The 11,769-nt window shown below is 35.8% G+C and carries 9 protein-coding genes; 8 read left to right on the forward strand and 1 reads right to left on the reverse strand.

Annotated elements, in window-relative coordinates:
- The first annotated feature begins 3 nt into the window (after positions 1-3).
- The 7 genes from IPM14_16710 to IPM14_16740 all read left to right on the forward strand — a co-directional run bounded on the left by IPM14_16710 (position 4) and on the right by IPM14_16740 (position 9,489).
- Complete coding sequence (locus IPM14_16710) at positions 4-894, forward strand: metalloenzyme (GenBank protein MBK9099712.1); 891 nt, start codon at positions 4-6, stop codon at positions 892-894.
- A complete protein-coding gene (locus tag IPM14_16715; GenBank protein ID MBK9099713.1) occupies positions 891-3,281 on the forward strand; it encodes a DNA internalization-related competence protein ComEC/Rec2 in 2,391 nt (796 codons plus the stop codon). Before IPM14_16710 ends, IPM14_16715 begins: the two co-directional genes overlap by 4 nt.
- Positions 3,282-3,309: 28 nt before the next feature.
- Positions 3,310-3,804: a 5-(carboxyamino)imidazole ribonucleotide mutase gene (gene purE / locus IPM14_16720; GenBank protein MBK9099714.1), complete on the forward strand. Its 495-nt coding sequence runs from the start codon at positions 3,310-3,312 to the stop codon at positions 3,802-3,804.
- 232 nt (positions 3,805-4,036) lie between these two features.
- Complete coding sequence (locus tag IPM14_16725) at positions 4,037-6,028, forward strand: T9SS type A sorting domain-containing protein (protein ID MBK9099715.1); 1,992 nt, start codon at positions 4,037-4,039, stop codon at positions 6,026-6,028.
- 238 nt (positions 6,029-6,266) lie between these two features.
- Positions 6,267-7,937: a T9SS type A sorting domain-containing protein gene (locus IPM14_16730; GenBank protein ID MBK9099716.1), complete on the forward strand. Its 1,671-nt coding sequence runs from the start codon at positions 6,267-6,269 to the stop codon at positions 7,935-7,937.
- 137 nt (positions 7,938-8,074) lie between these two features.
- Positions 8,075-8,581 (forward strand): tetratricopeptide repeat protein, encoded by a 507-nt coding sequence (locus IPM14_16735; GenBank protein ID MBK9099717.1) that lies wholly within the window; start codon positions 8,075-8,077, stop codon positions 8,579-8,581.
- Complete coding sequence (locus IPM14_16740; protein ID MBK9099718.1) at positions 8,581-9,489, forward strand: DUF58 domain-containing protein; 909 nt, start codon at positions 8,581-8,583, stop codon at positions 9,487-9,489. Before IPM14_16735 ends, IPM14_16740 begins: the two co-directional genes overlap by 1 nt.
- A gap of 4 nt (positions 9,490-9,493) precedes the next feature.
- Here the strand turns inward: IPM14_16740 and glmM are convergent, their stop codons facing one another.
- Positions 9,494-10,837 (reverse strand): phosphoglucosamine mutase, encoded by a 1,344-nt coding sequence (gene glmM, locus IPM14_16745; protein ID MBK9099719.1) that lies wholly within the window; start codon positions 10,835-10,837, stop codon positions 9,494-9,496.
- Between the two features lie 142 nt (positions 10,838-10,979).
- Here glmM and IPM14_16750 point away from each other — a divergent pair, with 142 nt between their 5' ends.
- Positions 10,980-11,654 carry an endonuclease III gene (locus IPM14_16750; GenBank protein MBK9099720.1) on the forward strand — a complete coding sequence of 225 codons (675 nt, stop codon included), beginning with the start codon at positions 10,980-10,982 and terminating at the stop codon, positions 11,652-11,654.
- Positions 11,655-11,769: the final 115 nt, after the last annotated feature.

Below are 11,769 nucleotides of genomic sequence, written 5' to 3' on the forward strand. Positions count from 1 at the left end.
TTAATGGTTTTTCTTGATGGAGTTGGTATCGGTAAAAAAGATTTTCAGTTCAATCCATTCTTTAAATACGGATTCAAATCGATTGAAAATATTTTTGTAGATATTCCATCAATCAAAAATCAGTTTCTATCAAACGGTACTCATTACCTGTTTCCGACTGACGCAAATTTAGGAGTTGAAGGATTACCTCAAAGCGGAACTGGGCAAGCATCATTGTTCTGCGGATTTAATGCACCAAAATTTGTCGGAAAACATTTTGGACCATATCCATATTCTTCAACTATTCCGATCTTGGTAAAAGACAGCCTTCTTATTTATTACAGAGATAAATTTAAGAGCAGCTACTTTGCCAACGCATATCCACAAGTCTTTTTTGATTATGTTGAATCCGGAAGAACAAGATTGAGTGTAACTACGACGACCTGTACATTAGCAGGTATAAAATTAAATCGTGTAAATGATGTGAGGACCGGAAAAGCACTGACAGCAGAATTAACAAATGAAAGATGGAATCAGCGGCTTGGTTACAAGCTTAAAGTAATTAAACCAGGAACCGCGGCACGTAGATTATTGAAAATTGCTGGTCAGTTCAAGTTCACTCTTTATGAATACTATATGAGCGATCATCTCGGGCATTTACGGCATCCGAATGAATTTAATAAGCTGTTCACTGAATTGGATGAATTTTTATATACACTGCTCAATGAAGTCGATTCTAAAGAAATGACATTGATTGTTTGCTCTGATCACGGGAACCTTGAAGATTTATCTGTCAAGACACATACAAGAAATCCTGCGTTGACAATAACTGCTGGAAAATCAGCACGACAAATTGCTGAGTCAGTAAAGGACATCACACAGATTAAAAGTGCAATAATTAAATTCTGCAAATGAAAGACTATCCAGTAATAAAGCTAACTATCCTTTTTATAATCGGAATTCTGTCGGAAAGATTATTACATATAGATGTAATTATTATTGGAATTATTTTTTTCCTTCTTCTGTTTTCTATTCTTTTTCGAAACAGATTTTCTAACTTAAAAAGTTATTCATATTTGACTTTTTTACTTGTCAGTTTTCTCATCCTTTCAACTGGGAATTTTATTGCTCGAGAAAATACTATTACATTTAATTCATCAATCGAAAAGATAGATAAAGTCAAGAACACAACAGCAGTTGGCGAGATCGATAAAATTGATCTGATACGGAAAAATGAACTGCTTTTTTATGTGGATGTTGATTCACTTTACTCCGAAGAATTTTTAATTAAAGATGAATTTAAGATTCTGTGTAAAGTGAAAGTTGATAATGAAGCTTTAACTGAACTTTACAAAGAACTTAAACCCGGTCAGATAATCAAGATAAATGGTTACTACTATAAAGGCAGGCAAAAAAGAAATCCAGGTGAATTTGACTACGATGCTTATTTAAAATCTAAAGAAATACTTGGAATTATTTTTATTAGTGATATTAACTCAATTGTAATAGTTGATAACAGGGCTTTGTTTTTTAGCAATGCAATCCACCAATTACGCAAATCAATTGATGAGCAGATAAAAAAATATCACTCACCTGAAACTGCAGCTTTACTGCGAGGTCTGCTCCTTGCGGACAGGGGAGATATCAAATACCAAACGAAGAATCAATTTATAAATGCAGGAGTTGTTCATGTTCTTGCGGTATCCGGTTTACACGTTGGCTATATCGTTTTAATTTTTCTATTTCTTTTTGGAAGACTGAATTTCAAACTTCGCTCAATACTGACCATTTTCGGATTGATATGTTTTATGTTCCTTACAGGTATTCCTCCTTCGGTGTTCAGAGCAACGGTAATGGCAGTTGTGATAATTATTGCCTTTTTATCAAACCGAAGTACTAATTTATTCAATTCGATATCAATTGCTGCTTTGATAATACTCGTCATAAATCCAAATGAAATTTATAATCCTGGATTTCAATTATCTTTTGCTGCAGTGCTGGCAATTGGAATTATTCTCCCGTATATAAACCAAATGATTGATGGATGGAATATTCAGAATAAAATCATAAAAAATATTTTGCTTTTTTTTGGTGTGTCAATAAGTGCACAGATTGGGACACTACCATTTACACTTTTATACTTTAATAAATATTCTATTGTAGGAATAATTGCTAATCTTGTTGTAATACCTGCTATCGGAGCGATAATTGCCGCAGCAATTGCCACGTTGGTAATTTCGATTATGTTGCCTTTCGTTGCAGTCTATTTAGGTGAAGCAACTAGCATAATCTCTGAAAGGATTCTGAGACTAATAAAATTTACTGGTGACTTATCATTTTCACATTTAACTGTAAGCAATTATTCATTGTTTGACGCGTTCATATTCTACATTCTGCTTGCTGTCTTTCTCTTCTATATAGTTCGATTTGAAAATTTACGCGCAAAATTGATTTTGTTTATTCTTATTGTTACCAACACATTTATAATTTCATCAGTGGATAATGAAGAACTTCTTCCCGATGGATACCTGAACGTTGTTATGATTGACGTGGGACAGGGGGATGCTTTTCTAATAAAGTTTCCAAATGGAAAAACAACTTTAGTTGATGCGGGAAATACTACTATCACTTTCGATAACGGCGAAAGAGTTATAATTCCATTACTGAATTATCTTGGAATAAAAAAAATTGATTACGGAATTGTGACTCACATTGATTCGGATCATTATGGAGGATATGTTGCACTGATTCTAGAAGGACTGATAGGGGAAATAATAAAACCAGAAATTGATTCATCATTAAGTAAAGATTTGAGATTTGAAGAATTCGTAAACGAGAGAAACATTCCAATCCGTTACTATCGTGAGGAGAAAATGATGATAGATAATACAGCAATATATTTTCTTTACGGGAATGAAATAAAAAACATTGCTGGTGAATCAACGAATAATCGAAGTGGCATTTTCAAGTTGGTCTATGGTGAAAATAGCTTTCTGTTTACAGGTGATGTTGAAAAAGAAGTAGAAAGATTTTATGCTGATAAGTATCGGGATTTTCTGGATTCTGATGTTTTAAAAGTTGGTCATCACGGCAGTAAAACCAGTTCATCTGATAATTTTCTTAAATATGTCTCGCCTAAAATCAGTTTGATAAGTGCTGGATTTAAAAATAAATTTGGACATCCTGTTAATGATGTTTTAGTAAAGCTGGAAGAATCTGGTTCTCTCATCTACAGAACAGATATCCAAAAAGCTATAGTTCTAAGGTCTGATGGAAAACAAATAATAAAAGTTAACTGGTAATTTTTTTATTAATAATCAAGAATGAAAAATGAGTACAAATAAAATTGAGGTGGGAATAATTATGGGAAGCGATTCAGATCTTCCAATAATGGAGGACGCAGTTAAGCTTCTCAAGGAATTTGAAGTGGGATATGAAGTTAAAGTTCTCTCTGCACATCGTACACCAAATCAACATGCTGAATATGCAAGTTCGGCAGTTGATAGAGGTTTAAAAGTTATAATAGCGGCTGCAGGTGGTGCGGCACATCTTCCCGGTGTTACTGCTGCACAGACAATACTTCCGGTTATCGGCGTTCCAATTAAAGGAAAATCTCTGGATGGGATGGATGCGTTGCTTTCGATAGTACAAATGCCTCCGGGAATTCCTGTGGCAACAGTCGCTATAAATGGCGCTAAAAATGCTGCGATACTTGCACTCAATATTTTAGGTGTTGCTAATCAGGGCATTCAAAAAAAACTTCAGGATTATAAGAAATCGATGGAGAAGGATTCCATGGCAAAAAATGATAAGATAAAAATCTGATTTTATTTTGATTGGTAAGATTATTGTTGCTTAAAAAGTTCGTTTTATTATCAAATAAAAATTTGCATTAAAAGTTAAAATTTGGTAAGATTGAGAGTAATTTTTAGTTACAAAAATTAATTTTATAATTTCCTCTCGATCAATTACGGATTGATAACAGTTAATCAATGAATAATTTTTGGTTACTACTTCTAACTAACTTATCTCTAACTAATTTCAGGAGGGTCTCTCTATGAGGATACTTTTCAAATTATCATTTATCATGATCACTCTTCTATGGAGTGCTCTGATATTTTCTCAGCAATCGGCTTTAATTACCGGTTCAAATCAAAAGGTTGAAACCCAGTTCGAGAATCCAGATGCTGAATGTACAGGTGCTGGAGAATTAATCTATGACGATGGTACATTCGAAAATGGATATGGGTGGAATCCAATCGTAACTGATGGAAGATTTGTTTCGTTATTCACACCACCTCAATATCCTTGGCAGTTTAATACTTTTTGTTTGTCATTGACTAGAGTTGCAGCGTCACCTGTAAACTTTACATTTGACATAGTTATGTACGATGGAGCTGGCGGCGGTGTTCCTGGAGCTGAAATTGCTGTCGTTAGTGGCGTTACAGCTACAAATATCCCGGTGTGGCCAACTTTGGCATTCTACGATTTTGATATTTCTGCAATGCCAGCAGTAACAAGTGGTTCGGTTTATATTGGAATAAAATATAATCCTTCGCTTTCTTCTTCACCTCACTACAGTGGTGCTGATGAATCAACTACCACAACACTACATCCTGGATATGCTTGGTCCGGTACGACCTGGGAGACAATTCAATCTCTGTTTACTGGTTACAGAGCGATGAGCTATAGAACATTAGGATCTTCAGGTCCACCATGCCCAGTTGGTCCACCAACAAATCCAAATCCTCCGAGTGGAGCAACAAACATTCCAATTACTGGAAATACTGCAACCTGGACAAATGCAGCAGGAACAACACAAGTAGAAGTGTGGTTTGGCACAGTAGGTAATCTAACTCAAGTCTATACAGGACCAGCAATAAGTTCATTTGCATTGCCAACTCTACAATATTTTACTCAATACGGATGGAGAGTAGTATGCAAGAATGATACTTGTGGAACACAGGGTCCAACCTGGACATTCACAACGGTACAGGATCCAAATCTTAATGAATGGTGCGATGAGTTTGCAAATATTAGTAACTGGACAATTATTGGACCATTAGGTATGACAAATTGGTCAGCATTTAATTCAGCAAACGCTGGTGGCACACCACCTGAATTGAGGATGAGCTGGACACCATCATTTACTGGAGTATCAATGGTTAGATCATCTGTACTGCCGGTAGCTTTTCTGAACAATTGGCTCACATATTATTCATTCAACTTCTATTTAGATTGGTATGCAAATCCAAGTGGATCAGTTACAGTAGCAGTTACATACGATGGAGGAGCTACTAGTACGCCGCTGTATACTGTTGTAGATCCAACAGGAAATGTTGGACCTCAAGTAATGTCAGGACAGTTTACAACTCCGGCATCTGGCACAACAAATATGCAGCTTGAAATAAGTTACAATGGATATTCATTTAACACCGATAATATCTACTGGGATAATCTGTGCATTTGGCAAATAGTTCCTGTAGAGTTAACATCATTCACAGCAACAGCTGATTACGGTGTTGTTGAGTTAAGCTGGATAACAGCAACCGAAACAAACAACCAGGGATTTGAAGTTCAGAGAAGTGTTGGTGGTGAATTCGAAGCAGTCGCATTTGTCGAGGGCCACGGAACAACAACTGAAGTTCAAGCTTACAGCTATATTGACAGAAGCGTTGCAGTAGGTTCTTATAGCTACAGACTGAAGCAGATTGACTATGATGGAACAACTACTTATTCAAATATTGTTGAAGTTGAAGTTCCAGCTCCAGCTGAATTTGCATTAGACCAAAACTATCCGAATCCTTTCAATCCAAGTACGAAGATTGCATTCAGACTAAAAGTTGATTCTAAAGTTAGTTTGAAGATATTTGATGTTCTTGGACAAGAAGTTGCAACACTCGTAAACACAAATCTTGTTGCAGGTGCTCACAATTTTAATTTCGATGCTTCATCTCTAAATTCAGGTGTTTACCTGTATAGAATCGAAGCTACCGGAGTTGATGGAAGCAATTTCGTAGATGTAAAGAAAATGATATTAACCAAATAATTTGGTTTAATAACTTCTTTAAGAAGCCAGCTCTGAAATTGGGGCTGGCTTTTTTTGTTTAAAAATATGCTGTTTGAAAAATAATTCTCCCCAACGATACTTGACATCTTCAATAAAAAAAATTATTATTATATAGTTTATTTGAAATCAGTTGTAGAAGTAACAGTATAATCATACGAGATTTGTTTCTTCTATTCTGAATTAATAAAATCACTTCATAAACTTTACAGGAGGTTCTATGAACAAATTCATTTCTGTTTTCTTCATCTCCATTTTTGCATGCAGCTTAATCCTTGCTCAGGACATGATGAACTATGACGAAGATTTTGTTGCAGGGCAAAAATTTTATCCGGATGTTGTCGATTGGTACCCAATATCTGAGGACGCAGGTAATTGGTGCTCAACCGGAACTTATCCTGATCTTCCTGCAGCTACTTACTTTCAGGAAGCTCGTTGGATTGGTGATACATTGTATGTACATACACCATCAACAACTGGTGGACCTACCAACACAATCCTAAAATATACAGTCACCGGAGGATGGTCTACCGCAACGAATTTACCAGCAGCCTTAACAGGTGGTGCTATGACAGTTTGTAACGGGAGACTTTATTTCCTCGGAGGTGGTACAACCAGCATTACAACCGGTCCGGTAAATTCTGTTTACGAGTACAATCCGGCAACAGGGGCCTGGACAACAAAAGCTCCAATGCCAGTTGCATTAACTGGACATAGTGCAGTAAGTTGGGGAGATAGTGTTATTTTCGTAGTTGGCGGTCCTTACACTGGTTCAGGAACCAATTTGGCTGTTCATTACTATCGTGTGGCTTCGAATACTTGGGGTACAATTTCAAATTCTCTCCCCACGGGACAAGGTAGAAGAACATTCGGTTTAGGTATTTCAGGAAATAAAATCATCATGTGTGCCGGATTTAATACAGCATTCCTGAAAAGCACGTATATAGGTACAATTGGTGCAAGTGCATCCCAAATTACCTGGACAGCAGGTCCCGTTGTTCCAACTATTTACACCGGACTCAGCCGACCTGGTGGAAACGCTATCGATAAATATTTCTTTTTAGTTTGTGGTGAAAGAGGCGGCCCAGGTGGCTACTATGATACCACACACGTTTTTGATGTTCAGCTTGAACAATGGGTTGATATAGTTAACAATAAACCAATAAAGATGTCCAATATTTTTAATGCAGTTGCACCCAGATTGCATGGTGACACAATTAAAGTTTATGTTCCTGGTGGATATGGTAATGCAACAGGTTCAGGCACTGGGTCGGCATGGCCAAACTTTGATGTTATTGGCTGTGGCAATTTAATCGTCGTACCTGTTGAATTAGCATCCTTCACAGCGTCTGCCAATAATGGGGATGTGACTCTAAACTGGCAAACTTCAACTGAGAAAAATAACCGTGGTTTTGAAATACAAAGAAGATTTGATTCAGGCTATGAATCACTAGGATTTGTTCCTGGTTTTGGAACAACAACTGAAAAGCAATATTACTCATACGTGGATACAAAAGTAAATCCAGGTAGCTATTATTATCGTCTAAAGCAAATAGACTATGATGGTACTTTCGCATATTCTGAAGAAATTAATATCGAAGTTTCAGCACCTGAATTATTTTCTCTTGAGCAGAATTATCCGAACCCATTCAACCCAAGTACAAGGATTGCTTTCAGCCTGGCTGTTGATTCAAAAGTAAATCTTAAAATATATAATGCCTTAGGCCAGGAAGTTGCAATTCTGATAAATGAAAATATGAGCGAGGGATTCCACGAAAAGAGGTTTGACGCTGTTAATTTGAACAGTGGTGTATATTTCTACAAGATTGAAGCTACCGGAATAGATGGTCAGTCATTCAGTCAGGTAAGAAAAATGATATTGACGAAATAGTACTGAATTAATGTTCATATTTGAAGAGCCAGCTTTTAATTAAGGCTGGCTTTTTTAATTATAAGCAAAAATCATTCATTGTTTGTTGAGCTATTAAATGATAATTTTGTCAATAAATCTATTAAATAAGGGCAAAAATGATGAAATTATTTCTCAGTTTTTTCAGTTTGGTAATCTTAATTGGTTGCTCTTCAAATAAAACCGACAAAGAACTTTTTGATGAAGCACAAAATTATTTGAAACAGGATAAAGTACCCGAAGCAGTAATGGCTTTTGAAGAGATCGTAAATGATCATTCTAAAAGCGAGTTAGCTCCTGAAGCCCTGTCTCAATTGGCAGGTTTGTATCAAAATAAACTGATAAAAAGTATTTCTGAAAAAGAGAATCTCATAAAAGCAATCGAACTTTTTAAAAAACTTCACACAGATTACCCCAAAAGTAGATTCGCACCTTCGGGACTTTTTATGGCAGGATTCATCAATGCAAACGATCTGCAAAATTATGATGAAGCCACAAAAATCTATAAACAGTTTCTTAAAGAATATCCAAATGATGAACTTGCCGCATCGGCACAAGCTGAACTTGATAATATGGGTTTGACACCGGAAGAAATTCTAATGAAGAATATGGCAAAAGAAAAGTAATGGAAAAAGCAGTTCGGGACTTTAAGAATTATCTCGATCCATCATTTATATCAAAGCTAAACTCACTTGAACTAAAAGCAAGGTTGGTAGTTGAAGGTTTTATGGTAGGATTGCATAAGAGTCCGTACCATGGTTTCAGTGTGGAGTTTTCTGAACATCGTGCATATATGCAGGGAGACAACTTAAAAGATGTTGATTGGAAAGTGTTCGGAAAAACAGAAAAGTATTTTATCAAGCAGTATGAAGAAGAAACCAACCTCAGAAGCTATGTATTTCTCGATACAAGCAATTCTATGGCTTATTCTTCAGGAAGTAACTTAAGCAAATTGGATTATTCAATTACACTTGCTGCTGCTCTAAGTTATCTGATGATCCATCAGCAGGATGCAGTTGGATTAACACTTTATTCTGAAAAGATAAACAAGTTTCTGCCTCCAAAATCCTCTCGAGCATATCTTCAGGAAATATTTAAAAACCTTGCTCTTGTCAAAGCATCTGAAAAGACGAATACGGCCGAAAGTTTAAGTGAAGGTGCAGAAAAACTCAAGCGCAGAGGACTAGTTGTTATAATTTCAGATTTTTTTGATGATATAATTTCCGTTCTCAGGGCACTGAAACATTTCAGTTATAAAAAAAATGAAGTTATTGTTTTCCAGATTTTGGATCCCATGGAAAAAACCTTTTCATTTGGTAAGGATGCCATCTTTAAAGACCTTGAAACAGGAGATGAGTTAACCACGCAGCCATATCAAATCCAAAAAGCATATCGTGAAGCGATGAAAGAGTTTACTGAAAGGATAAAAACTGAATGTCTGAACTCAAATATTGACTACAACCTGATTGAAACATCTGATCCATACGACAAAGCACTTCTTCGTTACATCCAAAAACGCGAAAAACTTTACTGATGAATTAACTCTTTATCAGTTGTAAGTACTTCTCCGAAAAATCCTTTGCCTCTGCCTCCGACTTTGCCTCAACAATAATACGTATTATCGGTTCTGTATTCGATTTTCTGAAATGAACCCAGTGACTTTCAAAATCAACTCGTAATCCATCTTCGTTGTTAATTTTCTGATTGGAAAAGTGATGAGTCAACTTGTCTATAATTTCATCAGGATTTTCAGTCACATCGATTTTCTTTTTAGAAATGAAATACTGAGGAAGTTCATTTTTTAATTCTGATAAAGACTTTCCATAATCCGATAAATGTTGAAGTGTTAATGCTATTCCAACCAAAGCATCTCTTCCATAATGTAATTCTGGAAAGATTACCCCGCCGCTTCCTTCGCCGCCAATAACCGCATCAACTTCTTTCATCTTCTTTACCACATTTGCTTCACCAACAGGTGAACGAAAAACTGAACATCCAAATTTAGCTGCAACATCATCAACTGCTCTGGTTGTCGACAGATTAACAACAACATTTCCCTTTTTTCTTGATAAAACAAAATGAACGATTTGTGTGATTGTATTTTCTTCAATAAAAGGTTCACCTTTATCAGTGATCAAAACCAATCTATCGACATCAGGATCGACTACAATTCCTAAGTCAGCATTTGCACCTTTTACTTTTTTCATCGTCTCTGTTAAGTTTTCCGGCAAGGGTTCGGGTAGTCTTGGAAAGATCCCGGTTGTCTCACAATTCATTTCAATAACTTCACAACCAAATTCTTTCAAGAAATCTGGAAGCACAAATGCACCCGCACCGTTTACACAATCCAAAACTACTTTGAATCTTCTTTTCCGGATTTCATCCAAATAGATAATCCCTAAATCCAGTACAGCATCAATATGATTTTGAATTCCTTTCGAATACTCTGTCCATTTTCCAATTTTGTCCCAGGATTTATAACTTTGTTTATCATTCTGCAAAAACATTTGCATCTGCAGATATTCTTCGGGAGAGAGGAATTGTCCCGTACTATTTAACAACTTCAAAGCATTCCATTCATTAGGATTGTGACTCGCAGAAATTGCTATTCCACCATTCGCATTTAATTTTTTTACATTGAATTGCACTGTTGGTGTCGGACAAATTCCGATATCTATAACATCAATGCCTTTAGCAAGCAAAGTCCCTGTGGTAATCTGATTGACCATTTCCCCTGTTATTCTCGCGTCTCGTCCGACTACTACTTTTCCTGAACCTACAAAGTCAGCAAACGCATTAGTGTGTTTAATAATTATTTCCGGTTCCAATCCATCACCGACAATCCCACGGATTCCGGAAATGCTCGACATCAAAGTACCCATTGATTTCCTTTTATTTATTTAAGCCTAAACAGATGTGCAAAGATAAATATTTGCTAATTGAATTTTTGAATTTAATTTTATGAAACTCATCATTAAAAATTAGTATTCATTGAAAAGTAAAATCAAAAAGATAAATGAGCTGTTGGTGAAGCATTTCGGCGTTCCTGAGAGACCTGCTAAACTTCCAAATCCAGTCGATACTTTGATAGCCACAATTCTTTCACAAAATACTAATGACAGAAACTCTTATCGGGCATATCAAAATCTAAAATCAAGATACAAATCCTGGAAAGAAGTAGCTGAAGTTTCCAGGAAACAAATTGAATCTACCATAAAAGTTGCAGGATTGGGAAAACAAAAGTCATCCGCAATTAAAAAGTTTCTTTCTTCATTAAAGAAAAGAAATGATAATTTCGATATGAGATATCTCCAGAAAATGCAAGATGATGAAATTCTGAATGAGCTAACCTCGATTAATGGAATTGGAGTGAAGACAGCAAGTTGCGTTCTATTATTTTCTCTGGATAGAAATGTGTGCCCTGTCGATACACATGTTCATAGAACTCTGAATAGAATAGGATTAGTAGATACGAAAACTCCGGTAAAAACTTTTGAACTAATCAGCGGAAAATTACCAAAAGGAATTGCACATCAGTTTCATACTAACTTGATAAAATTGGGAAGAATTATTTGCAAGTCTGCAAAACCGCTGTGTTCTGTTTGTCCGATTCTGAAGCAATGCAAATATGAGCATAAAAATATTCAGCCCGTAACCGTTAGGAAAGGAAATGGATTTCTGCTGCTTGATTCAATTTAATTGATACCAGCAGTTAAAATTTCTTAAAAACATAAATCTTTTTATTTTTACTTTAATCTAATGGCTATTTCCCTTAAATTTGAAGTTAGTTTAAGGCATATCAATAATTTAATAT

The organism is bacterium (genome assembly GCA_016716565.1).
GTDB lineage: Bacteria > Bacteroidota > Ignavibacteria > Ignavibacteriales > Ignavibacteriaceae > IGN2.

Coding starts and splice junctions, on each gene's coding strand:
- IPM14_16710 (MBK9099712.1), top strand. CDS start 4: ATGGTTTTTCTTGATGGAGTTGGTATCGGTAAAAAAGATTTTCAGTTC.
- IPM14_16715 (MBK9099713.1), top strand. CDS start 891: ATGAAAGACTATCCAGTAATAAAGCTAACTATCCTTTTTATAATCGGA.
- purE (MBK9099714.1), top strand. CDS start 3,310: ATGAGTACAAATAAAATTGAGGTGGGAATAATTATGGGAAGCGATTCA.
- IPM14_16725 (MBK9099715.1), top strand. CDS start 4,037: ATGAGGATACTTTTCAAATTATCATTTATCATGATCACTCTTCTATGG.
- IPM14_16730 (MBK9099716.1), top strand. CDS start 6,267: ATGAACAAATTCATTTCTGTTTTCTTCATCTCCATTTTTGCATGCAGC.
- IPM14_16735 (MBK9099717.1), top strand. CDS start 8,075: ATGATGAAATTATTTCTCAGTTTTTTCAGTTTGGTAATCTTAATTGGT.
- IPM14_16740 (MBK9099718.1), top strand. CDS start 8,581: ATGGAAAAAGCAGTTCGGGACTTTAAGAATTATCTCGATCCATCATTT.
- glmM (MBK9099719.1), bottom strand. CDS start 10,837: ATGGGTACTTTGATGTCGAGCATTTCCGGAATCCGTGGGATTGTCGGT.